Here is a 26,575-nt window from a genome sequence, read left to right on the forward strand (position 1 = left end):
TCACACCAGGCTGGCGCTGCTGGCCTGCTCGCCTTCAGCGGGCGGCGGAGCCGGGTCCGCTCCTGGCAGAGGCTGTCCTGGGCGACCGCCGGCCAGGGCGCGGAAGGCGGCGAGGGCGGTGCGGAGGGGCGGGGCGTCGCTTGCGGAGCGCAGGACTGCGGTGACGGTGCGGACCGGGGCGGGCCGGACGACGGGGACCGCGGCCAGGTCCGCGGGGAGCAGAGCGGAGCACAGGCCCGGGATCACCGTGATGCCCATGCCTGCGGAGACGAAGGCCATCGCCGTCGGGTAGTCGTGGGCCTCCAGGCGGAACGGCGGGCTGAACCCTGCTGCGCGGCACGCCTCGACGAGGCGCACCCGGCACGGCCCGTCGGGCACGTCGCTGTCGATCCACGGTTCGGCGGCAAGGTCGAGCAGGTCGATGGCGGTCTCGTTCGCGCGCGGGTGTGCGCGCGGCAGGACCGCGAGGTAGGGGTCGTCGCACAGGCGGTGGGCGGTGAAGCCCGGCCCCGGGTCGAAGCGGTCGGTCTCGACGGTGAGCTGCAGGTCGGCTCGGTCGTCCGGGTCCGCCGGCAGCGCTTCGCTGAGCCGCAGGTCCAGGCGGACTCCGGGGAAGGCGTCGGAGATGCGGCGCACCGCCGACGGCAGCCAGGCGGCTCCGGCGGAGGCGAAGTAGGCGATGGAGAGCGTGCCGGTGCGCCCCGCCCGCAGGTCGGCGACGCGGGACTCCGCCTCCCCCAGCCGGGCGAGGACCGCGTCGGCCTCGGCCGCCAGGGCGAACCCGGCCGGGGTGGGGCGGAGGCCGCGGCCGGCCCGCTCGAACAGCGCCAGGCCGGTCTCCCGCTGCAGGGCGGTGATGTGCTGGCTGACCGCAGACGGCGTGTAGGCGAGGTTGGCGGCGGCGCCCTGCACCGATCCGCTCGCCACAACGGAGCGGAAGACACGCAGCCGATGGATGTCGAGCATACCCTCGACGATACAGCGGGACTGAATCGTCCGTAAGGATTATTCGCTGGTCCTTCACGGTCGGCAGCGCGACGATGGCTCCATGACCGAATCACGCCAGCACGACGGGTCCGAACCCGCGACGATGTCCCCCATGGCACCCACTCCCGCGGCCCTTCGCTCCGCGCCTCCGCATGCCGCCCTGCCCGTTCTGGCCGCCGGGGTCACCGTGACGCTGTGGGCGTCGGCGTTCGTCGGAATCCGCGCCGCCGGGCACGACTTCTCACCGGGAGCGCTGGCGCTGGGCCGGCTGCTGGCGGGCGCCGCCGTCCTCACCGCGATCGTCGCGGCCCGCGCCGCGTGGACGCGCCGCCCGCTCCGGCTGCCGCGGGGCCGCCCGCTGGCGGGCGCGATCGCGTGGGGCGTGGCGTGGTTCGGCATGTACAACCTGGTGCTCAACCAGGCAGAGCAGCACCTCGACGCGGGGACGGCGGCGCTGCTCGTCAACATCGCCCCCGCGCTGGTGGCGGTCTTCGCCGGCCTGCTGCTCGGCGAAGGCTTCCCCGGGCGCCTGCTGATCGGCGTGGCGCTCGCCTTCGGCGGGGTCGCACTCATCGCCGCGGGCACCTCCTCCGGGATGGGCGACACGGCGGGGGTGGCACTCGGCCTGCTCGCGGCGCTGCTCTACGCGGCGAGCGCGACCGGCCAGAAGCGGCTCCTCGACCACGTGGACGCGCTCACCCTCACCTGGCTGGGCTGCCTCGCAGGGGCGGTCGCGGCGCTGCCGTTCGCCCCGGACCTGCTCCGGCAGGCCGCTGCGGCGCCGCCCTCCGCCACCCTCACGATGGTCTACCTCGGCGTGTTCCCCACCGCCATCGCATTCCTCACCTGGGGATACGCCCTGACGTATGTGACCGCGGGCCGCCTGGCGGCGTCCACCTACCTCTCGCCGCCGCTGGTGATCGCCATCTCCTGGCTGCTGCTGTCCGAGGCTCCGGTGCCGCTCGCCCTGGCCGGCGGCGCGCTCTGCCTGGCCGGCGTTGCGGTGGCGACTCTGCGCCGCCGGTCCCGGGCCGCGGTCCCGGCGGACGGGGCCGCCGGCCGGGCCGGTGCTGCGGCGCCCGCGGAGCCGGCGCCGGCGCGCGGCGAGTAGGCACGAGCACGGGGCCGGGCCGCCCCTTCTGGGCGGCCCGGCCCCGGAACCTGCTCCGCGGCGCGTTACCGGTACTGGTAGTGGACGCGGGAGGGAACGTTGTTGCGGCCGATGATGAACCAGCACAGGGCACCGAGGAACGGCGCGCAGATGATGAAGATCGCCCACACGAGCTTCATCCCGACCCCCAGGCCGGAGAAGAGGGCGCCGAGGAACGCGGCGATGATGAACACCGCGTAGGCGAGCATCAGCAGGCCGACGCCGGCGATCGCTGCGAACGAGAGGACCTGCTCGGTCGAGAAGTTCAGGGCGAGGGCGGCGAACGGGGCGGTCATGGTGCGGGTTCCTTTCTCAGCGGTCTGCGCGGCCTCTGCGACCGTGCGTTGACCACGCTACGGATCCGCCCCGCTCCGCCGCGTCCCCCTGCGGAGCGAACTTCCCCCACCCCCGAAAGTCGGTGATCCCCTGCCCGAACGGCGGTGCCGGCGCCTTTCCGGGCGCCGATCGTCGGTCTGCCGCAGCCCTAGACTCGGCGCCTATGACGCCCCTCCCCCCGAGCGGCCCCGGCCCCGAGGCCCCGGACGCCCCGACCGCCCGCCTCCGCGGCCAGGGCGGACTCAACCCCCTCTGGATCGTCTCGCTCTTCCTCGGCGCCGCCGAGGCCACCATGGGGATCGCTGCGACGCAAGTCGACGGGTGGGTCCAGGGGCTCTTCGCCGTCTTCTCGGTGCTCTTCCCCGTGGCGGTGGCCACCGCCTTCTTCGCTGTCCTGTGGAACCGGCCCTACGTCCTCTACGCCCCGGCCGACTACGCCGGCCACACCGGCGTCAAGGAGTTCGTCGACGCCGTCTCGCTGCCCGCCGAACGCAGCATGGGCGCCGTCGAAAGCTCGCTCCGGGCTGCCGTGGAAGAGGCGGCGGCCTCAAGGATCGACCTGCCCGGGGAGCGGGACGCCCTGGTCGAGCAGGTTGTCGCATCCACCCGCGACGGGGTCCGCCGCCGCGAGATCACCATCGACCTCTTCTCCCTGGGGATGAGGTCGCCCCTCGTCATCGCGCCGACCCCCGACACCACCGTCGACGAACTGCTCAACACGGTGTACTTCACCATCAACCACCGTGTCGACCCCTATACCTACGGGATCTCCTGGCTGCTCCGCAGCGAGCGCAGCGGCACCCTGTACTCCGCCATGGGCACTGCCTGGGCCCAGCTCCAGGGCCGGGGCGAGTTCGACGAGCGCCGCCTCGCCTCCGCCGGAATCCACCCCGGCGCCGAACTCGCAGTGGTCCCGCTCCCGCAGGCCGGCCGAGCCGCGCCGCCCAGCGGGCGGCGCGGCAGCGCTGGTCAGGACCGCCGGGCCCGTTCTGGCCCAGACGCGTAGGCGGCGGCCTGGATGCCGTAGAGCTCGGCATAGAGGCCGCCAGCAGCAAGCAGGGCGGCGTGCGTGCCCTGCTCGGCCACGCGGCCGCGGTCGAGGACCACGATGCGGTCGGCCATCCGGACGCTGGCCAGGCGGTGGGTGATCAGCAGGACCGCGGCGCCCTGGCTCGCGTGCCGCAGGGTGTCGAAGACGAGCTGTTCGGCGTGGGCATCCAGGGCGGCGGTCGGTTCGTCGGCGATGACCAGATCGGCCGCGCGATAGAGGCCGCGGGCGCCCGCGATGCGCTGACGCTGGCCGCCGGACAGGTCGGCTCCGCCCGCGAACCGCTTGTCGAGAACGGTGTCGAGTCCGTCGCGCAGCCCGCCGACGACGTCCGCGGCGCCGCTGATCGACAGCGCGCGCTCCAGCCGGGCACCGTCGGAGGCCTCGTCCATCGTGATGTTGCGGCGGGCGCTGAACGGCCACAGTGAATGCTGCTGGCGGATGGTGCCGATCCGGGCGCGCAGCAGGTCGGGGTCGAAGCCCGCGGTGTCGGCCCCGTTCCAGGCGATGGTGCCGGTCTGCGGGGTGAACAGCCCGGAGATGAGGCTGGCGGCCGTGGTCTTGCCCGACCCGTTCGGACCGACCAGTGCCACCACCTCGCCGCGCCGTACCCGCAGGGAGACGCCGTCCAGCGCCGGCCGGTCGGCGCCCGGGTAGGCGAAGACGACGTCGCGGAGCTCGACCTCTTCGAGCGGGCCCGGCTCCGGCCCCGCGGGGGTGTCCGGGGTGCGGGCCCGCGCCTCGTCGAGGACTTCGAGCACATCGGAGAAGTACAGCGCCGACTCGTAGAAGCTGGTGAGGGCCGTGACCAGGCGGTCGAGCGCCGCCTTGCCCTGGCCGAGTGCCACATAGGCGGCGCCGGCGACGGCGAGCGGCATCCATCCGCCGATCAGCATCGCCACGAGTGCGCCGTAGGTGGCCAGGGTTGCGGCGCCGCCGGCGGCGTCGCCGACCGCGCGCACGCCGGTCTGGCGGGCAGCGATGGCGAGCACGGAGTCCTGCACGAAACGGGCCAGGGCGGTGTACTCCCGCATCATCGTCCGGCGCATCCCGTAGGACCGCAGCTCGGCGGCTGTTTCGCGCTGGGTGAGCGTGTGGGCGTGGATGTAGAGGAGCCGGTGGGTGGTGGACAGCCGGCGCATGCGCTCGTACCGCATGCGGGCCGACCGAATCGCCGCCCACCCGACCGGGAGCACGCTGACCACCAGCAGGGGGAGCAGGATCGGGTGCAGCACGGTGACCACCGAGGCGACCGCGAGCAGCCCGATCACCTCCGCCAGGATGTCGACGGTGTAGCCGATCATCGCCTGCGTCTCGTGCAGGCCGCGGTCGCGCCCCCGGTAGACGGCGTCGCAGAAGTCGGTGTCGTCGAACGCCTCGGTGCGCACCCGCGTCACGGCGTCCAGCAGCTCGGTCTCTGCCGCGCGCTCGACCTGCGGGCGGAGCCGCGACTGCGCCCAGATTCCGACGGTGCGCAGCGCCGACCGGAGCACGACGGCAGCGCCGAGCGCAACCAGTGCCGGCAGGGCGGCGCGGATCCGCTCGGGCGTGGGGCCGCCGCTGAACAGCTCGTGCAGGACGCCCACCATGGCCGCAAGGATGAGTGCGGACAGCACGCCGGCCGCCGTGTTGGCGGCAATGGTGGCCGCGGTGTCGCGCCGGTTTGCGCGCCAGGCCCAGCGCAGGGCGCTGAGCAGCTGGCCCGGCAGCCGAGCTGCCATCCGGCCGAGGGTGAGCCCCTCCATCTCGTCCAGCCACGGGAAGTACCGGCTGCCGGCGAGGTCGGGGATCTCCGGCGGCGCCTCAGCCCGGCCGCGCGTGCGGCGCCAGAGCCGGCCGCGGTCGCGCTCCCCTCCCCTGCACCGGCCGGCACCCTCCGCGGCGCCGCGCTGCTCCGCCGCGCCGGCTGTCGTACCCGCGTGCTCTCCTTGTCCTGCTGGCGCGGTGCCGTCCGCACCGCCCGATCCGCCGCTGGCCACTGCCGGCGCCGTTGATCGCCGTCGCATACTCCACCCCTCACAGAATAGAACGTGTGTTCGAATTTCGGCCGAGGTGTGTATCGTCGCCTCCCGCGGGCGGGGTGAGAAGGCGACTGCGGGACAACGCGCCGTTGGGGGCCGGCCGGATCCCTGTGGACCACGGGACCAGGTGGCCAGGTCGGCGCGCGGCTCCGTGCCCGCACCGGTTGGCGGATCCGGACGGCGCCGAGTTTCCCCGCGCAGGCGCTGACCGAATCCACCGGGGTACCGCGCCGCCCGGGAGGGCCGTTCTGTCCTCGGGCCCAATGGGGCGACCGGGGCGGGGCGGGCTGATCGGCCCGCGACGCAACGCGGACCGCTCAGTGGCGGCGTGTGCGGACGGCGGAGCTGCAGCCGGAGCTCACCGTGCGGGCCCCGCCGCGGCCCGGCGTTGGGCCGGGCGCGGCGGCAAGGTCAGCGGTACTCGCCGACGTTGTCTGCCGTGACGGCTTCGACCGGGACCTTGACGGCGGAGTCGGTGGGTTCGCCGCGTGCGGCGCTGACGGCCGTGCGGACGGCAGCCCGCCCGATCTCCGCGGGGCGCTGGGCGATGCTGGCGTAGAGGGTGCCCTCGGCGACGGCGTCGAGGCCGTCGGGCGTGCCGTCGAAGCCGATGACGGGGATGTCGGCGGTGTCGGCGCCCAGGGCTGTCGCGGCGCCCAGCGCCATCTCGTCGTTCTCGGCGAAGACGGCGTCGATGTCGCTGTCGCCCTGCAGCAGGTTGGACATCACATCGAGGCCCCGGGTGCGGTCGAAGTCGGCCGGCTGGGTGGCGGCGACCTCGATCCCCGGGTGCTCCTCGAGCCCCTCGGCGAAACCCGCGCCGCGCTCCCGGCTGGCCGAGGTGCCCGCGGTGCCCTGCAGGACGACGATGCGGCCCTCCCCGTCGAGGCGCTCGGCGATGAGGTCGGCGGCCATCCGGCCGCCCTCGGTGTTGTCCGAGGCGACGAGGGAGGCGGTGTCGGCGCCGGTGACCTCGCGGTCGGCAGCGACGACGGGGATGTCCGCGTCGCCCGCCGCGCGCACCTGCGTCGCCGCCGCTTCGGAGTCGACCGGGTTGACCACGATCGCGTCCACGCCGGTACCGGTGAAATCGAGCAGGTGGTCGGCCTGCTGGGAGGCGTCGTCCTGGGCGTCGGTGACGGCGATGTCGACGCCGGCCTTCTCCGCCTCGGCCTCCGCGCCGGCCCGCATCTCCACGAAGAACGGGTTGTTGAGGGTGGACAGCGACATGCCGATGCGCAGTGCCGACGGGGAGCCGCCGGGCTGCAGGAAGGAGACCGCAGCCAGCACCGCGGCGACCGCCACCACCCCGGCGCCGGTGAGGGCGGCGCGCCGCGCACCCCCGGATCCCCCGCCCGGCACGGACGCGGCCGCGGCCCCGCTGCCGGAGCGGCGGCGCAGGGTGTCGAACAGGACGGCGAGCGCGATGACCGCGCCGATGACCACTTCCTGCCAGAAGGCCGACACCGCCAGCAGGTTGAGGCCGTTGCGCAGCACGGCGAGGATGAGCGCGCCGATCAGGGTGCCCGAGGCGGTGCCGACACCGCCGGCGAGGCTGGCCCCGCCGATGACGACGGCCGCGATCGCATCGAGCTCATAGCCCTGCGCGGCCTGCGGCTGCGCGGTGGACAGCCGCGCGGCCAGGACGACACCGGCGACCGCGGCGAAGAGCCCGGACAGCGCGTAGACCGCGAGCTTCTGCCGCCGCACCCGGATCCCGGACAGCCGCGCCGCCTCTTCGTTGCCGCCGATGGCGTACATGGCGCGGCCGGTGTAGGTGCGGCGCAGGATCACGGCCGCGGCGAGCCCCGCGGCGGCCATCACCACGACCGGCAGCGGAAGCCATCCGCCGAGGGTGCTGCCGAGCGCGGAGACCGAGTCGGGCAGGGCGATCGGGCTGCCGCCGGACACGACCAGGGCGAGGCCCCGCGCCACCGAGAGCATGGCAAGGGTCGCGATGAACGGCGGGAGCTTTCCGTAGGCCACCAGCAGGCCGCTCACGAGGCCGCACACGACACCGGTCGCCGCGGCGAGCGGGATGGCGAGCCAGACCGGCAGGCCGGCGGTCGTCGCGGTCCACGCGAGCACGGTCGCCGACAGGGCGGCGACGGAGCCGACCGAGAGGTCGATGCCCGCGGTGATGATGACGAAGGTGACACCGAACGCGAGGATCGCGATGACGGCGGCCTGCACTCCGACGTTGAGGAGGTTCTCCGCGGTGAGGAAGTCGCTGGAGAACACGGAGAGCGCAATGACGAGGACGGCGAGCGCGGTGAGCGCGCCGTTGTCGAGGAGCAGGCGCCGGATCCTCGCCCAGGTGTCAGCGGTCACGGGGGCCCTCCGCATCGTCGTCGGTACCTGCACCGCTGGAAGAGCCGCCCGGTGGCGGATCAGGGCTGAGCCGCCCGGTCGCGGGGCCGGCGGCCGGCCCGGCCCCGCTTGCACGGCCGGGCCTGCCGGGGGCGCCGACCGCGAGGGCCATCACCGCATCCTGGGTGGCCTCGTCCGCGCTGAGCTCGCCGGCGATCCGGCCCTGCGCCATGACCAGCACGCGGTCGCTCATACCGATGACCTCGGGCAGGTCGCTGGAGATCAGCAGGACGCCGCGGCCCGCGTCGGTCAGCGCGTTGACGAGCCGGTAGATCTCGACTTTGGCGCCGACATCGACGCCGCGGGTCGGCTCGTCGAGGATGAGCACCCGCGAGTCGGCCAGCAGCCACTTGCCGATGGCGACCTTCTGCTGGTTGCCGCCGGACAGGGTGCGCACCGGCTGGTCGAGCCCTGCCATCCGGACGCCCAGCTCGCCGGCCATGCGCTCGGCGTCCTCCCGCGGCGCGCCGCCGCCGGAGCGGCCCGGCCGGCCCCGGGTGGCGAGCGTGACCAGGCCGAGGTTGTCGGCGACCGATGCTCCGGGCACCAGCCCCTGGCCGGCCCGGTCCTCGGGGACCAGCCCGATGCCCGCGGCCATGGCGGCCCTGATGTCCCCGCGCCGGACCGCTGCGCCGCCCGCTTCGACCCTGCCGGACGCGTAGCGGTCAGCGCCGAACACCGCGCGGGCGACCTCGGTCCGCCCGGCGCCGACCAGCCCGGCCAGGCCGACGACCTCGCCGGCGCGCACCTCGAAGCCGACACCGGCGAAGGCGCCGGGCCGGCCGAGGCCGGCGACCCGGAGGAGCGGCGCGCCGGGCTCGGTCCGGCGGCGCGGGAAGCGCTGGCTGACGTCCCGGCCGACCATGTGCCGGACCAGGGTGCCGGAATCTGTGGAAGCGGGCAGCTGGGCGACGGAGCGCCCGTCGCGCAGCACCGTGACCCGGTCGGCGAGCGCGCCGATCTCCTCCAGGTGGTGGCTGATGAAGACGATGCCGACGCCGTCCTCGCGCAACCGCCGCACGATGGCGAAGAGCCGCTCGGCCTCGCCGGCGGTCAGCACCGCGGTCGGCTCGTCCATCACGAGGATGCGCGCGTCGCCGCGCAGCGCCTTGGCGATCTCCACCATCTGGCGGCGGGCGATGCCGAGCTCGCGCAGCCGGGTCCGCGGGTCGACGTCCAGGCCGACCCGGTCCAGCAGCGCGGCGGCCTTCTGCTCCATGACGGCCCGGTCGATGAGGCCGAAGCGGCGCGGCGGGTGGCCGAGGAAGACGTTTTCGGCGACGGAGACGTCCGGAACGAGGGTGAACTCCTGGTGGATGGCTGCGATGCCGAGCCGCTCCGCGTCGGCGGCGTCGCGGATCCGCACGGGGCCGCCGTCGACGAGGATCCGCCCGGCGTCGGGCCGGTGGGCGCCGGCCAGCACTTTGATGAGCGTGCTCTTACCGGCCCCGTTCTCCCCCAGCAGCGCATGCACCTCACCCCGCGCCAGGTCGAAGTCGACCCCGCCCAGCGCCTGCACTCCGGGGAACGCCTTGCGCACCCCCTGCATCCGCAGCAGCCCGCCCGAGTCCTGCACGGCGCCCTCCTCACGTCACCCCGGCAGTGTCCCTCCGAACCCGGCTCGGCGCCTGGGCCCCGCACCGGGCTCCTGGCCGGATACCAGGGGTCCGCGGGGCGCAGCGGACGGATTCCGGTCGGCCGAACTGGCATGATGGCCTCGATGAGTGACACCACACCCCCCGCGGACGGCGGCCCCGCGCCCGCCGCGATCGACCCGAGGACCCCGCACTCGGCCCGCGTCTGGAACTACTGGCTGGGCGGCAAGGACAACTATCCCGCCGACCGGGCGGCCGGCGACGACGTGCTGGCAACCGTGCCCGACATCGCGATCGGCGCCCGGGCGGAGCGCGCGTTCCTGATCCGCGCGGTGCGCCACCTGGTGCAGGAAGCCGGTATCCGCCAGTTCCTGGACATCGGGACCGGCCTGCCCACCATGAACAACACCCACGAGGTCGCCCAGAGCCTGGCGCCCGAGTCGCGCGTGGTCTACGTCGACAACGACCCGCTGGTGATGGCGCACGCTGCGGCTCTGCTCAGCGGGGCCGACTCGGGCGCCACCGACTACATCGAGGCCGACCTGCGCTCCCCGGGCGAGATCCTCGACCGCAGCCGGGCCACCCTGGACTTCGACCGCCCGATCGGCCTCATGCTGCTCGGCGTGGTCAACCACATCGTCGACGACGCCGAAGCACACGCCGCCGTCTCCCGCCTCATCAGCGCCCTCCCGCCCGGAAGCCACGTCGTGCTGACCCACTCCACCGCGGAAGTGCACGGCCAGCCGATGCTGGACGTCATGCGCGAGATGAACGAGCGCGGCGGCACCCCGATCCGCGCCCGCACCCGCACCGAGATCGAGGAGTTCTTCGCCGGCACCGAGCTCCTCGACCCCGGCGTCGTCTCCTGCTCCCTCTGGCGCCCGGACCCGGCCGAAGTCGGTATCGACCAGGAGGTCTACCTTTTCGGCGGCGTCAGCCGCGTCCTCTGAGCGCGTGCGCCGCCCCGCGCCGCCCAGCGAATCCGGCGGGGGCGGGCCGCCTGTCCGGGCGGCCCGCCCCCGCCTGTTTCGGTTCCCCGGCACAGCTCGCGTGCCCCCGGGCGGAATAGCTGATCCCCCGGGGACAATTCCGTGCACACCGCGTGTGCGGCGCTGAAGCGGCGTAGGCTTCGCACAACCTCAAAGGTGGGCGAAGTGGAACAACAAAAAGACGGATCCCCCGATCCTGCCGGCGGGGCGGCCGAAGGCGCTGCGCGCCGAAAGGGCGCCGCCAGCCCCCTCCGGCCGATTTCCGCGCGCGTCAGCGGAAAACTCCGCGAGCTGTCCTGGAAGTCCATCTTCGGCGCCGCCTTCACCGCCGTCCTCGCACCGCTGCTCGTCTGGTTCGTCCAGGTGCGCGGGGAGGATGCGGTCGCCCCCGCGCCTTCACCTTCACCGGTGCCGTCGCCTTCCGCTGCTCCCGGACCGGACGAGGGCAGCGGCCCGGTCTCGGTCGCCTCGGTCGAGTGGGCCAGGCCCGGGGAGGGCGACTCCTGGCTCGGGCCGGATCCGGTGGAACTCGGCGCCGGCGAGCTCGCCGACATCAACGCGCTCCGCCGGGAGGACCAATCCGCCTATGTCGAGCGCATGACCGGATACGGGCTCCAGACTCCGGAGGAGCACCGGATGCGGGTCGTGCTCCGCGCGGACGCGGACGAGGGGGCGCGGATCCTCGGTATGCGGGCCGTCCCGGACTGCACCGAGGCGCCGCTCACCGGCGCCTACTTCTACTCCCCTCCTGCCGGGGCCGAAGGAGCCGAACTCGTCTACTTCGACCTCGACTCCGCCGATCCGGCCGCGCAGAAGGTCGACGACTTCGAACAGCCCGACGGCGACTATTTCGAGGACACCACCTACCGGTTGGAAAACGGCGAGGAGGCGGTCTTCGACATGATCACCCATCGCACCGGCGGCTACTGCACCTTCACCATCGAGGCCACAGTCCTGTCCGGCGATCAGGAATCCGCACTGGCCATTGACGACGGCGGCGAGCCTTTCTGGGTGAGCGGTCTCGCGTCCGGCTGGCAGGACTACGAAACGCCGTATATCGGGGGCGTCGCCGCCGAGGGCGAATGGCGGGCGCCCCGCGCGGGCGATCCCTTTCCCGAGCGCACCGATTAGCCGGGAAGCCCCCGTCACCGAGCTCCGGCGCGGGGGCGGGTGACGCGGGCGGGGTCGGCGAGGAGTTCGGCGATGCCGAGGCCGGCGGCGCCGCGCACTGCGGCGTCGGGGCCCAGGGTGGAGACCTCGACCCGGGGCGGGGCCCAGCGGGCGGCGATGGTCTGCGGTAGGAGTGCCGCGGCGAAGGGCTCGGCGATCCAGGGGGCCAGCGGGGCGAACATGCCGCCGAGAACCACGGTGTCCGGGTCGACGACGTTGACGACTCCGGCCATCCCGGTTCCCAGGTATTCGCCCACCCGGGCGACTGCCGCGGCCGCCTGGGCGTCGCCGCCCTCCAGGACGGCGAGGAGCTGGGCGACCGGGCCCGACGGGTCGCCGATCGTGGTGGCCGGCTCGCTCGCGGGCAGACCGGCGGCGCGGGAGAGCGCCTCCAGGCCGCAGTACCGTTCGAGGCAGCCGCGGCCGCCGCACCCGCACGGCTCCCCGGCCGGATCGAGGCTGAGGTGCCCCACCTCGCCCGCGAAGCCGTGCGAGCCGCGGTCGATCCGCCCGCCGCGGATGATGCCGGCGCCCACACCGATCTCCCCGGACACCTGCACGTAGTCGCCCCACGCTCCGCCGCGCCCGAAGGCGAGCTCGCCGAGCGCGGCGAGGTTGGCCTCGTTGTCCAGCCGGATGGCGCCCGGCTCCAGCCCCACCCGCTCGGCCAGCATCGCCGCAATCGGCAGGTCGCTCCAGCCGAGGTTGGGGGCGCGCAGCAGGCGGCCCGCTTCGGGGGCGACCAGTCCCGGGACCGCGAGGGAGACGCCGATCGGCTGGAGCCCGGCGTCCCGGGCCGCGCGCAGCGCCAGGTCCAGCAGGCGGGCGAGGCGGTCGAGGGCGGGGCGCGCCGCGCCGCGGTTGTCGGCGCACTCCACGCGGTGGTAGCGGACGCCGTGGCCGAGGTCGCTCACGCAGACGGCCATGTAGTCGACGTTGACCTCAAGGCCGATACTCGCGTGGGCGCCGCCGTGGATGTCGAGGACCGTACCCGGCCGGCCCGCGCCACCGTTCGGAAGCACGCCGGCTTCGGTGAGCAGCCGGGCCTCCAGCAGCTCGGCGACCAGGCTGGAGACCGTGGCCTTGGTCAGCCCGGTCGCCTCGGCCAGGCGGGCGCGCGTCAGCGGCCCGTGCGTGCTGACCCGGCCGAGGACGAGGCCGAGGTTGTCCTCCCGGACCCCCCGCCGCCGCTCGCCGGCCGCCGCAAGGGCGCGCGTGTGAACTGCCATGCGTCCGATCCTCTCCCACCCCGATCCGGCCGCCGCCACCGCACCGGCCGGCGCCGCTCCGCGCATTCGTTCATCTTCGCAACGATGCGCGTGCGACGGAACCGCATGCCCGCGCGGCCGAGCACCCGGCAGTTGCAGACGGAAGGGCCCCTCCCCCGCGTGCACCGGTTCGACAAGTCCCTCAACCCCCCTTGACCGGACTCGGCGGCCTTATTAGTTTGACGCAAATACAAATTCGGCGGGACCTCGGCTGAGGCACCCGGCCGGCACTCCGGAGCGGCGCTCCGCCGCCTGCATCCCCCCGTTCCCGACCTCGCCCCACCGGTCCGGTCCGCACCGCGGACCTCCCCCGAGCCGCCGAGGAGTTGCGACATGGCCGGGCACCCCACACGGCGCACAGCACTGGCGGCCGGCGCTTCTGCGGCCGCCGCGGCCGCTCTCGCCGGCTGCGGATTCGGCATCGGCAGTTCACGCACGGACTCCGGCGTCGCGGTCTGGGACATCTCCACCGACGCGGAGCAGGACCTGGTGATCAATGCGGCCGAGCGGTTCAACGCCCGCAGCGCCGGGGCGCCCGTCGTGCCGCAGTTCTTCCAGAACGACCCCTACAAGAACCGCCTGCGGACCGCCCTGATGTCGGGCACGCCGCCGGACCTCTTCTACGGATGGGGCGGTGACCAGCTCCGCGCCTTCGTCGACGCCGGCGAGGTGGCCGAAGTCCCGGCCCGGGTCGACACCGGCCGCTACCTCCCCGCCGTCATGGAGGCCGTCACCTTCGGCGGGCGGGTCTACGGCGTTCCGAAGGCCGGCACCCAGCCCAAGGTGTTCTTCTACAACACCGAAGTCTTCGCCGACCTGGGCCTGGAGCCGCCGCGGACCTGGGCGGAGCTGACCGGGGCGGTCGAGGCGCTGGCCGACTCCGGGGTGGTCCCGCTCTCCCTGGCCGGCCAGAACCTGTGGACCAACATGATGTACCTCGAATACCTGGTCAACCGGGTGGGCGGCCGGGAGCCCCTGCAGGCGGTACTGGCCCGCGAGCGCGGCGCCTGGTCCCACCCGGCGTTCCTGCAGGCGGTGGCGATGATCCAGGAGCTGGTCGCGGCGGAGGCCTTCCCCCGCGGCTTCGCCGCGCTCAACGCCGACACCAACCAGGACGCCCAGCTGCTGTACTCGGGCCGCGCCGGCATGCTGCTGCACGGCTCGTGGACGTATCTGAGCCTGCTCAACGACGCCCCCGATTTCGTCGGCGGCGGCGGACTCGGCTGGTTCCCCTTCCCGGAGGTGGACGGCGGCGCCGGAGACACCGCCGATGTGGTGGGGAACCTGACCAACTACTACTCGCTGACGACGGCCTCGCGGCACCCCGGCCGCGCCGGCGACTTCCTCGACGCGGCCGTCCTGGACGAGGCCATGGTCGACGGGCTCATCGCGCTCGGGCTGGTCCCCCCGGTTACCGGCCTTGAGGACCGGCTCGCCGAGGCGGAGAGCCCGGAGTGGCTGCGGTTCGTCTACGGCCTGGCCCGCGACGCCCCCTATTTCGACCTGTCCTGGGACCAGGCCCTGGACCCGCGGTCCGCACAGGAGCTGCTGACCGGCCTCGGCCAGGTGTTCGCGCAGCGGATCACCCCGGAAGGGTTCGCCCAGGCCATGAACGAAGCGATGGAGCTCTAGGGCGTGCCCGGAGGACCGCTGCCCCGCTGCACGCCGTCCGCCAGCCACGCCCCAGGCCCGCCGCCCCCTCACCCGCCCCCCGGGAGGGAATGCCCGTGAAGCAGAGGACCGACTGGAGAGCCGCCCTCCTCCTGCTGCCGGCGGTTGCGCTGTTCACCGTCTTCGTGCTGGTGCCGCTGCTCGCCGCAGTCGCCATCAGCCTGGTCGAGTGGGACGGGATCGCCGCGCCGGAGTGGGCCGGCGGTGCGAACTGGGTGCGCGCCGCCACCGACGAGACCACGCTGCAGTCCCTCTGGCTGACGCTGCAGGTGGTGGCGCTCTCCTGGATCCTGCAGGCGCCGGTCAGCATCCTGCTCGGCACATTCCTGGCCAACCGCGCCCGCTACCGCGCCGTGCTAGGGGTGTTCTTCTTCATCCCGCTGCTGCTCTCGGCGGTCGCCGTCGGCCTGATCTGGCAGGCGCTGCTGAGCCCGGACGGGGCGCTGAACACCCTGCTGGAATCGGCCGGCCTCGGCGCGCTGGCCCGGCCGTGGCTGGGCGATCCCGGAACGGCGCTGTACGCGGTGTCCGCAGTCATCGCGTGGCAGTTCATCCCCTTCCACACGCTGCTCTTCCAAGCCGCGGTGCGCCAGATCCCCGCGGCCCTGTACGAGGCGGCCCGCATCGACGGCGCCGGGCCCGTGCGGCAGTTCTTCTCGGTGACGCTGCCGCAGCTCAAGTACACCGCAGCCACCTCGACGATCCTCATCGTCAACGGTTCCATCACCTACTTCGACGTCATCTTCATCATGACCGGAGGCGGCCCGGAGAACGCCACCCGCATCCTCCCGATGCACATGTACGCGACGGCGTTCCAGGAGACGCGCATCGGCTACGGCAGCGCGATCGCGGTGCTGCTCGTCGCCCTGGGCCTGGTCTTCTCACTGGCGCTGCTGAGGCTGTCCCGGTTCTCCCGCATGGAGAGCCAGGCGGAAGGGGTCTAGGCATGGCACAGACGACCGCGGCAGCCGCACGCCGACGGCGGCCCGCACCGCCGCGCCCCCGGCGCAGGTTCCCCTTCGCCGCCCTGGCGGGGTTCGTCTGGCTCGCCGTCGCGGCCTACCCCGTCTACTTCATGCTGCTCAGCAGCGTCCGGGACCGCCGGGACTACATCGAGGCGAGCCCCTGGCTGCCGCCGATGCGCCCGGTCTTCGACAACTACCTCGATACGGTCCGCAGCGGCATCGGGCTCTACCTGCTCAACAGCGCCGCCGTCGTCGCGCTGACCGTCGTGCTCATCGTGTCGGTCAGCCTGCCGGCCGCCTACGCGATCGCGCGCAACCCCAGCCGCACGGTACGGACCGTGTTCACGGTCTTCCTGCTCGGACTGGCCGTCCCGCTCCAGGCGGCGATCATCCCGGTGTACCTGCTGATCATCGAGCTGGGGCTGTACGACACCCTCTACGCGCTGGTTCCCCCGCAGGCGGCGTTCGGCATCCCGCTGACGGTCCTGATCCTGGTGACGTTCATCCGCGACATCCCCCGCGAGCTCTACGACTCGGTGCGGCTGGACGGGGGCGGCCACCGGCGCATCCTCTGGCACCTCGTCGTCCCGCTCGCCCGGCCGGCCGTGGTCACGGTGGTCATCTACAACGCCCTGCAGGCGTGGAACAACTTCCTGTTCCCGCTGGTACTCACCCAGAGCGCCAACGTCCAGACGGCGCCGCTGGCCCTGCAGCAGTTCCAGGGCCAGTACGGCATCAACGTCCCGGGCCTGATGTCGGCGGTGTTCCTGTCCGTGGTGCCGGTCCTGCTCCTCTACGTGGTGGCGCGGCGCCAGATCCTGGGCGGCCTGACGGCGGGGTTCGGGCGCTGACCCCGCCCGGCGGCGGGGGGCGGCCGCCGGGCGCCTGCCCGGGCCGGCGCCCCGGGCTCCGGGCCGGCGGGGCCCCGCACGGCCGGGGCACGGCGCTGGAACGCCCCCTACCGCGGGTCGCCCACCCGCGCCGCGGAGACCAGTGCCCGGGTGTGGCCGACCTTCCGCGGCGGGCCGTCGAGGCGGACCCGGAGCGCCAGGCCCTCGGCGGCCGCCGAGGGCGCCAGCACCAGGTCGAGGTCGCCGGGGTCGACGGTCCGGTACCCGTCGGGGCCGGTATAGGCGGCCAGGTCGGTGTGCACGGTGAACTCGACGGTACGCGCGGCGCCGGGTTCCAGGTCGACGCGGGCGTAGCCGATCAGCCGCCGGGGAGGCCGCGCGACGCGCGCCACCGGATCGTGCAGGTAGAGCTGGACCACCTCGGTCCCGGACCGCTCTCCGGTGTTGCGGACGGTGCAGCCGACCGCGACCTCGGCGTCGGTCCCCGCGGCCGCCGCCGCGCCGCCGGCCGGCCGCCCCTGCAGGACCGGCTCCTCCCAGGCGAAGGAGGTGTAGGAGAGACCGTGGCCGAACGGGTACCGGGGGGTCGGGTCGACCGAGCTGACATCGCTGCGGTGGGCGAGCGGGGCCCCGATGTAGGAGGCCGGCTGGGCGCCCGGGACGCGGGGCACGGCCACCGGCAGCCGGCCGCTGGGGTTGACCCTCCCGGAGAGGACGCCGGCCAGCGCGGGGCCGCCCTCCTCGCCCGGGAAGAACGCCTGGACGGCCGCCGCGAGGCGGTCGGCGGCGCTGCCCAGCGCGTAGGGGCGCCCTGAGGTGAGGACCAGCACCACGGGGGTGCCGGTCGCGACGAGCGCGTCCAGGAGCTCCTGCTGGACCCCTGGCAGGCGGAGGTCCTCGGCGTCGCAGCCCTCACCGGAGGTGCCGCGGCCGAACAGGCCCGCCCGGTCGCCGAGGACGGCGATACAGACGTCGGCGGCGCCGGCCGCGTCCGCTGCCGCGCCGATCCCCTCGGTAGCGGTGCCGTCGATGCCGCAGCCGGGCCGGTAGTCCACCGCGGCGCCGGGGAGCTCGGCGCGCACCGCCGCGAGCAGGGTCGTGATGGCGACGCCCGGCCAGTCGGATCCGGGGTGGCGGGCGCCGACATGGCTGGGGAAGGAGTAGCAGCCCAGCATGGCTTCGGCGGTGTCGGCGCACGGCCCGACGACGGCCACCCGGCCGGTGCCGGCGAGGGGCAGCGTTCCGTCGTTGGCGAGCAGTACGGCCGACTCCTCGGCCAGCGTGCGGGCGAGGGCGCGGTGCTCCCCGGGGTCGAGTCCGGCCCCGGCGGCGGAGGCGCCGTCCGGATCCGCTGCGCCCTGCGGCGGCGGCGCGGCCGGTGCGGGGTCCGGGCTCCAGTCTGCGTCGAGCATGCCGAATTCGGCCTTGTGCGTCAGCACGCGCAGCGCCGACCGGTCGAGGAGGTCCTCGGCGACGTCGCCGCGCCGGACGGCCTCGACGAGCCGTCCGCCGTAGCAGTCGACGTGCGGCAGCTCCACGTCGACGCCGGCCGCCAGGGCGAGCGCACCGGCCTCGCCGCGGGACCCGGCGACGCCGTGCAGCGTTTCCAGGAAGGCGATGCCGAAGTAGTCGGCCACGACGGTCCCGGTGAAGCCCCACTCGTCGCGGAGCAGCCCGGTCAGCAGGGCGGGGTCCGCGGCGGCCGGGACCCCGTCGTTGTCGTTGTAGGCGTGCATGACCGACTTGGCGCCGCCGAGGCGCACCGCCGCCTCGAAGGGCGGCAGCAGCACGTCGGCGCGCTCGCGCGGGCCTGCCGCCGCCGGGGCGAGGTTGCGGGCGCCCCGGGACGCCGAATAGCCGACGAAGTGCTTGAGCGTCGCGATGAGTCCGCAGGACTGGAGTCCGCGCACATAGGCGGTGCCCACCGTCGCCACCAGGTAGGGGTCTTCGCCGATGGTCTCCTCGGTGCGGCCCCAGCGGGCGTCCCGGGTGACGTCGAGGACCGGCGCCAGCCCCTGGTGGACACCGACCCCGCGCATGCTGCGCCCGATCTGCCCGGCCATCCGCTCCACCAGCCCGGGGTCGAACGAGGCGCCCCAGGCGAGCGGCACCGGGTAGACCGTGGCGCCCCAGGCGGTGAACCCGGCCAGGCACTCGTCGTGGGCGAGCGCGGGCAGGGCGAACCGGTTGGCCGCCATGACCCGGCGCTGGAGCCGGGCCAGCGCAGCACTCCCCTCCTCGGGCCGGACCGGCGCCGTGCCGAAGGGGCGGGTCACCTGCCCGAGCCCGCCGGCGATCGGCAGCTCCGGCTCGCCCGGAGCCCCGCCGGGGGCCGTCATCGCCTCCTGGTGCGGCGCCACCTCGGCGCCGTTCTCGGCCGAGGCGCCGATCCAGACGGCGTGCAGCTGGGCGGCCTTCTCTTCCAGGGTCATCTCGCGCAGCAGCTGCGCGGCGCGCTCGGCGGGCGGTAGCGACGTGTCCCGCCACAGCGGCGGCGCGGTGGGGCGGTCGTGCTCGCCGTCGGTCATGCTGCCTCCTTGGTGGCCGGAGCGGTGCCGCGGCGGGCGGTTCCTCAGCGCACGCCGAAGAGGTGCTCCAGGGCGATCTGGTCGAGCCGTTCCATGTGGTAGCCGCGGGCGCCGGCGGCTTCGAGGTCGATCGAGTCGGCGAGCAGCTCGCGCACCGTCTCGCCGGGGGTGAGTGTCGCCTCGGCGAGCTCGCCGACACCGGCGGCCGCGCGCGCCTCGGCCGCTTCCGGGTCGGCCCGGAACGCGGCGGCCCTGTCCTTGAGGATCAGGTAGTTGCGCATGCACGCCTCGGCCGAGGCCCACACGCCGTCGGCGTCCTCGGTCCGCGGCGGTTTGAAGTCGAAGTGCCGGGGACCGGAGTAGCCCGCGCTCTCCAACAGGTCCACCAGGAAGAACGCCTCCTTGGCGTCCCCGGCGCCGAACCGCAGGTCCTGGTCGAACTTGACGCCGCGCTGGCCGTTGAGGTCGATGTGGAACAGCTTGCCGTGCCACAGCGCGTGCGCCACCGCGAAGACGGAGTTGAGGCCGGCCATCTCCTCATGGCCGACCTCGGGGTTGAGGCCCACCATGTCGGGGTGCTCGAGCCGCTCGATGAAGGCCAGCCCGTGCCCGACGGTGGGGATGAGGATGTCGCCGCGCGGCTCGTTCGGCTTGGGCTCCAGTGCGAACCGCAGGTCGTATCCCTGCTCGCGGACGTGCGCGCAGAGCAGGTTGAACGCCTCCGCCAGCCGGCTCAGCGCGGCGCCCGTGTCCTTGGCCGCCTCGCTCTCCGCGCCGTCCTGCCCGCCCCAGCACACGAAGGTCTGCGCCCCCAGTTCGGCGGCGAGGTCGATCGCCCGGACGGCCTTGCGCAGGGCGTAGCGGCGCACGTCGCGGCGGTTGGAGGTGAAGCCGCCGTCGCGGAAGACCGGGTGGCTGAACAGGTCGACGGTGACCATGGGGACCGTCAGCCCCGTGGCGTCCAGGGCTGCGCGGAACACCCGCAGCACGGCGTCGCGCTCGGCGGCGCTGCTGCCCGGGGGGATCAGGTCGTCGTCGTGGAACGTGATGCCGTAGGCGCCCATACCGGCGAGCCGGCGGACCGCCTCGGCGGGGTCCAGGGGAGGCCGGACCGCCGCCCCGAACGTGTTGACGCCGCGCCACCCCACCGTCCACAGGCCGAAACTGAACCGGTCGCCGGGGCCGGGACGGAAGTCGCTCACGGGGGCCTCACTCGCTCTCGGCGCTGACGGAGGGCGGCGCCCTGCCGGCCGCGCGGTAGCGCGGTCCGGCTGCAGGCGCCGGCGTGTGCCCAATTAGTTTTGACCTTGAACAAACTCGCGTCAAGGGCCCCGCAGCGATGTTTCCCGCGCAGCACGGGCTTCTTACACCCCTGCTGCGCCGCCCATCGCGGTGCCGATGGCGTAGGTGACCGCCATGGCGAAGGCGCTGCCGATGATGCAGCGCAGTGCGGCGCGCAGCGGGGAGGCGCCGCCGAGGTAGGCGCTGACGGCGCCGGTGAGGGTGACCGCGACCAGCGCGGCGGCGAAGGTCAGGGGGAGCCGGAGGGCAAGGCTGGAGAGCATGATCGCCAGCAGGGGGACGAGGGCGCCCAAGGCGAAGGCGAAAAAGCTGGTGAACGCGGCGGCCCAGGGGCTGGTGTATTCGTTGGCGTCCAGGCGCAGCTCGACCTCTGCGTGGGCGCGCAGGGCGTCCTTGGCAGTGAGCTGCTCGGCCACCTCGCGGGCGAGTTCCGGGGTGAGGCCGCGGTCCTCGTAGAAGCCGGAGAGCTCCTCCAGCTCCGCGTCCGGGTCGGCCGCGAGTTCGGCCTTCTCCTGGGCGATCGCGGCCTTCTCGGTGTCGCGCTGGGTACTGACCGAGACGTACTCGCCGGCGCCCATCGACAGGGCGCCGGCGAGCAGCCCGGCGACGCCCGCCACCAGCAGCGACTCGGTGGATGCGCTCGCGCCGGCGACGCCGACGACCAGGCCGGCGGTCGAGACCACCCCGTCCTGCGCGCCGAGCACGCCGGCGCGCAGCCGGTTGAGCTCTGCGCCGAGCCCTGACCCGCTGGGCTCGGCGTGCGATCCGCCCGTTTCGCTCTCCGCCATGGCGCTCCCCTTCTCCGGCGTCGGTCCGATCGTCGCCCGCCGGGTGCGGCGGCACCCCGGTGCCACGCCGGAGCTCTGGCGCAGCGCCCGCCTCAGGCCCTGCTGCGGGCGATGCTGCGCTGCACGAGGCCGCGGATGCCGGGGGCGAGCATGGCGCGCGCGGCCACCGAGCCGGCCCAGGCGCGGAAGGCGGTGGGCGGGGCGAACTGGGCCATACCGGTGCGGGCGAGGGCCTGGCGCCGGGCTGCGCCGGGGCGCAGCCCCGACTCCCACTCGGCCAGCGCCGGCGCCGGGTCGGCCCGCGGGTCGGACAGCGCCTCGCCCAGGCGCTGGGCGCCTTCCAGGGCGAGCGCGGCGCCGTGTCCGGCGAAGACGGTGACACACCAGGCGGCGTCGCCGAGCAGTACGGTTCGCCCGGCGCTCCACCGGTCGAGCACCACCTGGGCGGCGGAGTCGAAGTAGACGGGGCCGGATCCGGCGCCGACCTGATCGAGCACACCGGGGACCGCGCCGCCGAGGTCGCCATAGGCGGCAGCGAGGGCCTCGGCGGGCCCGCGGCGGAGTTCGGCGGCGGTGTCGGGGCAGCGGTAGGCGAAGAACGCCGACGAGCGGCCGGGGCCGAGGTTCACCACCGACGCGGAGCGGCCCGCGCCGATGAAGGAGCGGCTCTCGTTCTCCGGAACGCCCGGGGGCGGCGGGTCCAGGGGGACGGCGGCAACCATGTGCCCCATGTCGACCACCGGCTCCCCGGCGGAGCCGGCCACGTCGGCGCGGAGCTGCGAGTGCAGCCCGTCGGCGCCGACGACGAGGCCGGCGTCGACGGCGGTGCCGTCGCCGAGGACGGCCCGGACCCGGTCACCGTCGGGCACAACGCGGCGGACGGTGGTGCCGAACCGCACTTCAGCGCGGTCCTGCAGCTGCTCGTAGAGCGCCGCTTCGAGGTCGCCGCGGAAGACCGTCACCATGTCGCCGACGGCGGAGGCGGCGACGCCGGCCGGGATGGCGAACCGGACCCGGCCGTCGGCGCGGACCATCGCGGAGCCGAACGCGCCCAGGTCCGCCCTGCGCAGGGCGGGCAGGATGCCGAGCCGGTCGGCCGCGCGGATGCCCGCCCCGGACAGGTTGACCATGTAGCCGCTGCTGCGCCGGCCGGGCGCCCGCTCCACGACGAGCGGGTCCCATCCCGCCGCGTGCAGCGCCAGCGCTGCGGCCTGGCCCGCGATGCCCGCCCCTGCGATGACGGCGCGCGGCCGTCCACCGCCCCTGCCCCCGGCCGTGCCGCCGATGCTCTCCGCCATGTTCCCCGCCTTCGGTATGAACGTGTGTTGATACTGAGTATGAACACACGTTCACAGCGACGGCAAATCCGATGCCCCGGGACAGCTCCGGCGCCGCAGGGCAGTGCGGCGCGGCCGGTCCATCCCGGCAGGGCGGGCATAGACTGGGCGCATGCCCCGCGGAGTCGCCATCCCCGATCTGCGCCGCCGCCTGTTCGACGCCACCGAGCACATCGTCCGCACCGAAGGAGCGGGCGCCGTCAGCGGCCGCGGCGTCACCCGCAGAGCGGGCGTGGCGATCGGCATCCTCAACCGGCACTTCCGCGGCCTCGACGGCTTCCTCGCCGACTACGCCGTCGACTGCGCCTTCCACGTCACCGCCGAGTCCGGCACCTTCGCCGCCGGCGGCGCGTCCGACGGGGCACCGGGACCCGCGGCTGCCGCGTTCCTGGGCGGACTCGCCACCCCGCAGCTGATGGCCGCGCTGCGCCTCGAAGCGGCCCGCCCCGACCTGACCGCCGAGGTCCGCCGGATCCTGGGCGACCGCGCGGCCGCCCTCGGCGCGGTCGACGACGCGCTGGCCGCCCGCCTGGCGGCGGCGCACGGTGCCGGCCGCCTGCCGCCCGGCACCGATCCGGCAGCCGTCGCCCTCGCCCTGACCGGCACCCTCCACCACCTGGCTCTGACCGCCGATACCCCCGAGGACGCGGCCGATCGGATCACCGCAACGGCCCTGGCGCTGCTCTCCCCCGCGCAGCGCACAACGGGGCGGCGGTAGGCGCGCCCCCTCGGCAGTCCGCAGTGGATGGCGCGCAGCAGAGTCCCCGCCCTCCGCCCCGTTCTGCCTGCGGAATCCCAGCGCCCCGCCTGCGCTGACAGGCGAGCCGGCATCCCTGCCAACCGGCCCGCCGGCGTCATTGCCGACGCCGCCTGAGGAGCGCTATGGCCATCGCGGAGCGTCGCCCACCACCAGGATCTCCGGCGCTCCCGATGGACGGGGTCCGCGCCGCGGCCGAGGTGACTTCGCGGGATGCCGACACGCACGCGAGAGACCGAGTGGAAAAGCCCGGCACACACGCAGCAACCGGGATCGGCGTCTATCTGCTGGTCGACCGCGACGCCGAAGCCGTCGTCGTCCACAGCCGTCCTGGCCGCGGCCACTACCTGGATCGCAGTATCCACCCCTACGGCGAGGACGTTCCCGTGCCGGGCCTCGGCGTCACCCTGGAAACCAAGGGCCTGAAGCGCTTCGCACACTGACGGGCGCACCGCCTCCGCTACGGCGCTCCGAGAGCGGACAGCGGCACCTGCTCGGTGAGCAGCCGGCGGACGGACTCGGGATCGGTGTGCGGGGCGGCCAGCCGGGCGCCGTGGTAGTAGGCGAAGATGTAGGGCCCCAGGTAGGCGGGCACCGACGCTTCGGCCTCCGCCTCGCCGACCATCCCCCGGCGCTGCAGGTAGCGGCGGACTTCGGCGTGCGGCCGGCCCTCGGCGAGCAGGTGCGCGGCGTTGCACCAGGCACCCCAGAGCAGGTTGCGGGCGCGGTGGACGGCGGCCAGGTCGGTGCCGTCGTCGCGGAACCCGTCGACGTGGTCGACGAGCCACCGCAGCGCCTCGTCACCGGGGAAGGCGATCTCCTGGGCGTGCAGCGCGAGCCCCTCGCTGAGGGTGAAGCACGGAGACGGCATGAACCGCGCGTGCGCCTCCGGCCGGTCTGCAAGCGTGCGCTCCTTCAGCATGTACTCGGCGATGTGGCCGGGAAACGCCTCGTGGGCCGCCGTGTACAGCAGGTCGGCCGTGATGAACGGCAGCGACGGGTCGTAGAAGACCGTGCCCCGGCTGCCGCCGCGGTGCAGGCCGCGGAACGGCCCGGGTGCGGCCTCGCAGTCGACCGCGACATCCGCCGGCAGGTCGACCAGCGCGCGGGTGCGCTCAAGCGCGGCGTCCACGGCAGCGGCGATGAGCGGCTCCACCCGCTCCGGCGACCCCGGCCGGATGCTGTGCTCGCTGCGCCACCGGTCCCACCGCTGCCGCAGCGTGCCCGACGACTTCGGCAGCCCCTGGTCGAGGAGGTCCGCGGCCTCGTCCAGCACCTCCTCGGGAACCGGGCCGCCGTCCACGCCCAGGCATGCCTCGACCCGCTCCTGGAGCGGCACCGCAGCACCTCCGGTGATGCGCGCCAGCGAGTGCAGCGCGCGGGCGTTCTCCGCCAGCCACCCGGCCCGCTGCCCGGGGAGGGCACCGGCCTCCCGCGCGATGCGGTCGGCGCCGTCGGCGACCTCCGCCGCGGATAGGGCGGGCGGTGCGCCCGGCTCCGGCGGCGCGCGGTCGTCGAGCAGCCAGGTGAACGGGTCGGCGGCACCGATGCGCGCGCCCAGCGCTCGCACCAGGGTGAGGTAGTCGCCGGCGAGTGCGCTGGCGCCCCCTCCGTCGGTGGGGCCCATGGCGTCCACCATGCGCGTCCGGCACCGCTCTGCCAACCGGGAGAGCGCGAAAACCGCGGCCGGATCCGGCTACGGCTCCGTCCGCCGGGGATCCGCAGGACCGTGCGGAGCAGCCCTGCCCCGCTATTTGTGCAGCGCCGACGCCCCCGCGGCGAGGGCGGCGAGCGCAACGAGGGCCACCGCCAGCGAACCGGACACCGAGAGCGGGCGCATCAGCAGCGCACCGACGACCAGGCCCCACGCCGCGCAGGCAGCGCGCCAGTCGTACCGGGGCATGGGGCCTCCTCTGCCGATGCGTGCGCCAGAGTATACAGAATCCAATCGACGCCGCACCCCGCGCATTCCGGCCCGCGCGGAACCGTGCGGGATAGCATCGGCAGAGGCAGCGCGGGCGGCGCTGCGAGCGCAGGTGCGGGAGGAGTGGCCGATGAGAGCCAACGAGATTCCGACCGAGGAGATCCGGCGCGACCCCGCGGCCTTCGCCGACCGGGTCACCGCCGACGGGCGCTACCAGCGGACCGCGGAACCGGGCCGGTACCGCCTGGTCATCAACCGCGCGTGCCCCTGGGCGCACCGGGTGGTCATCACGCGGCGGCTCATGGGGCTGGAGCAGGCCGTCTCGCTGGCGGTGACCGATCCCCGCCAGGAGATCATCAGCGGAGAACCGCACTGGGTGTTCACCGAGGAGACCGGCAGCCCCGGCGGCGTCGACCCGGTGCTGGGCATCCACGCCCTGCGGGAGGCCTACCTCGCCCGGGACCCGGACTACACCGGCGGGGTCAGCGTGCCGGGCCTCGTCGAAATCGAGAGCGGCCACCTCGCCAGCAACGACTTCAACCGGCTCGCTCTGGACATGGCGACCGAGTGGGGCCCGCTCACCCGGGACGGCGCGCCCGACCTCTATCCGGAGCAGCTGCGCGACGAGATCGAGGAGCTCGGCGCCGGCATCTACGCCGACGTGAACAACGGCGTCTACCGCGCGGGCTTCGCTCCCGACCAGCGGCGCTACGACGCCGCCGTCGCCCGGCTCTTCGCGCGGCTCGACGGGCTGGAGGAGCGGCTGTCCAGCCGCCGCTACCTGGTCGGCGACCACATCACCATGGCCGATATCCGGCTGTATGCGACGCTGGCCCGCTTCGACGCCGCCTACCACGGCCACTTCAAGTGCAACATCCGCAAGCTGATCGAGTACCCGGCCCTGTGGGCCTACGCGCGCGACCTCTTCCAGACTCCCGGCTTCGGCGACACGACGTACTTCGATCACATCCGCATCCACTACTACTGGGTGCACACCGGCATCAACCCGACGCGGATCATCGCCGCCGGCCCCGACCCGCGCCAGTGGCTCGCCGAGCACCACCGCGCTGAGCTGGGCGGCAGCCCCTTCGGCGCCGGAACCGCCCCCGGCCCGGTCCCCGCCGGCGAGCGCGTGCCCGCGCCCGCGGGCCGCGACACCTGACGCGGCACGCTCGGACGGCTCGGGCGTCCGCGCCGTCCGTCCGCCCGCGCGGGCCGCAGCAGCGCGCGAGGCCGAGCGCGGGCAGCCGCGCTGCCGGCCGCGCCCCGCTGCCCGGCACCGGTGGCAAGCGCTCCCGGCCCACGGGCCGGCGCAGGCGCTGTCCTGAGCAGACACGCTGGCGCCCGGCAGAGCGAGCCAGTGGACCGCCCTCCGGACCAGGGCGTGTTGGGTGAATGGCGCTCGTCGCGAGCGGTGCCGGCGGTGCACCCGTCGCACGGCCGGCGAAGGAGTCAGGGCGGGGTTTTCCTCCTCGATTGAGGAGAACGCCGCGAGGGGCGTGCCAGGGCGGTGCGCAG

At 74.4% G+C, this 26,575-nt stretch carries 21 protein-coding genes and 1 pseudogene; 10 read left to right on the plus strand and 12 right to left on the minus strand.

Going from position 1 to position 26,575, the window contains the following annotated elements; genetic code table 11:
• A complete protein-coding gene (locus ACYVGT_RS13390) occupies positions 1-966 on the minus strand; it encodes a LysR family transcriptional regulator (RefSeq protein ID WP_460857826.1) in 966 nt (321 codons plus the stop codon).
• A gap of 82 nt (positions 967-1,048) precedes the next feature.
• Between ACYVGT_RS13390 and ACYVGT_RS13395 the strand changes: the two genes are divergently transcribed.
• Complete coding sequence (locus tag ACYVGT_RS13395; protein WP_460857829.1) at positions 1,049-2,098, plus strand: DMT family transporter; 1,050 nt, start codon at positions 1,049-1,051, stop codon at positions 2,096-2,098.
• 65 nt (positions 2,099-2,163) lie between these two features.
• Here the strand turns inward: ACYVGT_RS13395 and ACYVGT_RS13400 are convergent, their stop codons facing one another.
• A complete protein-coding gene (locus ACYVGT_RS13400; protein ID WP_460857832.1) occupies positions 2,164-2,433 on the minus strand; it encodes a PLDc N-terminal domain-containing protein in 270 nt (89 codons plus the stop codon).
• Positions 2,434-2,636: 203 nt separating this feature from the next.
• Here ACYVGT_RS13400 and ACYVGT_RS13405 point away from each other — a divergent pair, with 203 nt between their 5' ends.
• On the plus strand, positions 2,637-3,479 hold the full coding sequence (locus tag ACYVGT_RS13405; protein ID WP_460857834.1) for a hypothetical protein: 843 nt from the start codon (positions 2,637-2,639) through the stop codon (positions 3,477-3,479).
• On the opposite strand, the gene ACYVGT_RS13410 is transcribed toward ACYVGT_RS13405, so the two are convergent.
• From ACYVGT_RS13410 to ACYVGT_RS13420, 3 genes are all read right to left on the minus strand, one after another.
• Complete coding sequence (locus tag ACYVGT_RS13410; protein WP_460857836.1) at positions 3,443-5,527, minus strand: ABC transporter ATP-binding protein; 2,085 nt, start codon at positions 5,525-5,527, stop codon at positions 3,443-3,445. The two genes, ACYVGT_RS13405 and ACYVGT_RS13410, sit on opposite strands and share 37 nt — an antisense overlap.
• A 426-nt stretch (positions 5,528-5,953) precedes the next feature.
• Positions 5,954-7,888, minus strand: a complete 1,935-nt coding sequence (locus ACYVGT_RS13415; RefSeq protein WP_460857838.1) for an ABC transporter permease/substrate-binding protein — start codon at positions 7,886-7,888, stop codon at positions 5,954-5,956.
• Complete coding sequence (locus ACYVGT_RS13420) at positions 7,863-9,461, minus strand: sugar ABC transporter ATP-binding protein (protein ID WP_460857924.1); 1,599 nt, start codon at positions 9,459-9,461, stop codon at positions 7,863-7,865. The genes ACYVGT_RS13415 and ACYVGT_RS13420 overlap by 26 nt, the downstream gene beginning before the upstream one ends.
• A gap of 171 nt (positions 9,462-9,632) precedes the next feature.
• Here ACYVGT_RS13420 and ACYVGT_RS13425 point away from each other — a divergent pair, with 171 nt between their 5' ends.
• The gene (locus ACYVGT_RS13425) at positions 9,633-10,457 is read left to right on the plus strand and encodes an SAM-dependent methyltransferase (protein WP_460857840.1); all 825 of its coding nucleotides are present in this window, start codon (positions 9,633-9,635) and stop codon (positions 10,455-10,457) included.
• Positions 10,458-10,661: 204 nt separating this feature from the next.
• On the plus strand, positions 10,662-11,627 hold the full coding sequence (locus ACYVGT_RS13430; RefSeq protein WP_460857842.1) for a hypothetical protein: 966 nt from the start codon (positions 10,662-10,664) through the stop codon (positions 11,625-11,627).
• A gap of 14 nt (positions 11,628-11,641) precedes the next feature.
• Here ACYVGT_RS13430 and ACYVGT_RS13435 read toward each other — a convergent pair whose 3' ends face one another.
• The gene (locus tag ACYVGT_RS13435) at positions 11,642-12,895 is read right to left on the minus strand and encodes an ROK family protein (protein WP_460857844.1); all 1,254 of its coding nucleotides are present in this window, start codon (positions 12,893-12,895) and stop codon (positions 11,642-11,644) included.
• Positions 12,896-13,267: 372 nt separating this feature from the next.
• Between ACYVGT_RS13435 and ACYVGT_RS13440 the strand changes: the two genes are divergently transcribed.
• The 3 genes from ACYVGT_RS13440 to ACYVGT_RS13450 all read left to right on the plus strand — a co-directional run bounded on the left by ACYVGT_RS13440 (position 13,268) and on the right by ACYVGT_RS13450 (position 16,421).
• A complete protein-coding gene (locus tag ACYVGT_RS13440; RefSeq protein ID WP_460857847.1) occupies positions 13,268-14,566 on the plus strand; it encodes an extracellular solute-binding protein in 1,299 nt (432 codons plus the stop codon).
• Positions 14,567-14,655: 89 nt separating this feature from the next.
• On the plus strand, positions 14,656-15,549 hold the full coding sequence (locus ACYVGT_RS13445; protein WP_460857849.1) for a carbohydrate ABC transporter permease: 894 nt from the start codon (positions 14,656-14,658) through the stop codon (positions 15,547-15,549).
• Between the two features lie 2 nt (positions 15,550-15,551).
• The gene (locus ACYVGT_RS13450; protein WP_460857851.1) at positions 15,552-16,421 is read left to right on the plus strand and encodes a carbohydrate ABC transporter permease; all 870 of its coding nucleotides are present in this window, start codon (positions 15,552-15,554) and stop codon (positions 16,419-16,421) included.
• Between the two features lie 107 nt (positions 16,422-16,528).
• On the opposite strand, the gene ACYVGT_RS13455 is transcribed toward ACYVGT_RS13450, so the two are convergent.
• From ACYVGT_RS13455 to ACYVGT_RS13470, 4 genes are all read right to left on the minus strand, one after another.
• On the minus strand, positions 16,529-18,949 hold the full coding sequence (locus tag ACYVGT_RS13455; RefSeq protein WP_460857852.1) for a beta-xylosidase/alpha-l-arabinosidase: 2,421 nt from the start codon (positions 18,947-18,949) through the stop codon (positions 16,529-16,531).
• A 44-nt stretch (positions 18,950-18,993) separates the two neighbouring features.
• Entirely contained in the window at positions 18,994-20,151 is a 1,158-nt protein-coding gene (xylA, locus tag ACYVGT_RS13460) for a xylose isomerase (RefSeq protein WP_460857854.1), read from the minus strand.
• 162 nt (positions 20,152-20,313) lie between these two features.
• Complete coding sequence (locus ACYVGT_RS13465; RefSeq protein ID WP_460857856.1) at positions 20,314-21,039, minus strand: VIT1/CCC1 transporter family protein; 726 nt, start codon at positions 21,037-21,039, stop codon at positions 20,314-20,316.
• A 92-nt stretch (positions 21,040-21,131) separates the two neighbouring features.
• Positions 21,132-22,337 (minus strand): FAD-dependent monooxygenase, encoded by a 1,206-nt coding sequence (locus ACYVGT_RS13470; protein WP_460857858.1) that lies wholly within the window; start codon positions 22,335-22,337, stop codon positions 21,132-21,134.
• Positions 22,338-22,488: 151 nt separating this feature from the next.
• On the opposite strand from ACYVGT_RS13470, the gene ACYVGT_RS13475 reads away from it, so the two are divergent.
• Together ACYVGT_RS13475 and ACYVGT_RS13480 are read left to right on the plus strand one after the other, a co-directional pair.
• Positions 22,489-23,094 carry a TetR/AcrR family transcriptional regulator gene (locus tag ACYVGT_RS13475; RefSeq protein WP_460857860.1) on the plus strand — a complete coding sequence of 202 codons (606 nt, stop codon included), beginning with the start codon at positions 22,489-22,491 and terminating at the stop codon, positions 23,092-23,094.
• 215 nt (positions 23,095-23,309) lie between these two features.
• Positions 23,310-23,576: pseudogene (locus tag ACYVGT_RS13480) on the plus strand (Uma2 family endonuclease); the annotation flags it as partial.
• A gap of 17 nt (positions 23,577-23,593) precedes the next feature.
• Here ACYVGT_RS13480 and ACYVGT_RS13485 read toward each other — a convergent pair.
• Both ACYVGT_RS13485 and ACYVGT_RS13490 read right to left on the minus strand, forming a co-directional pair.
• Complete coding sequence (locus ACYVGT_RS13485; RefSeq protein ID WP_460857863.1) at positions 23,594-24,760, minus strand: hypothetical protein; 1,167 nt, start codon at positions 24,758-24,760, stop codon at positions 23,594-23,596.
• Positions 24,761-24,883: 123 nt separating this feature from the next.
• Positions 24,884-25,036, minus strand: a complete 153-nt coding sequence (locus tag ACYVGT_RS13490; RefSeq protein ID WP_460857865.1) for a hypothetical protein — start codon at positions 25,034-25,036, stop codon at positions 24,884-24,886.
• Between the two features lie 151 nt (positions 25,037-25,187).
• On the opposite strand from ACYVGT_RS13490, the gene ACYVGT_RS13495 reads away from it, so the two are divergent.
• Positions 25,188-26,219 carry a glutathione S-transferase family protein gene (locus ACYVGT_RS13495; RefSeq protein WP_460857867.1) on the plus strand — a complete coding sequence of 344 codons (1,032 nt, stop codon included), beginning with the start codon at positions 25,188-25,190 and terminating at the stop codon, positions 26,217-26,219.
• Positions 26,220-26,575 lie beyond the last annotated feature (356 nt).

Source organism: Nocardiopsis coralliicola (genome assembly GCF_054779695.1).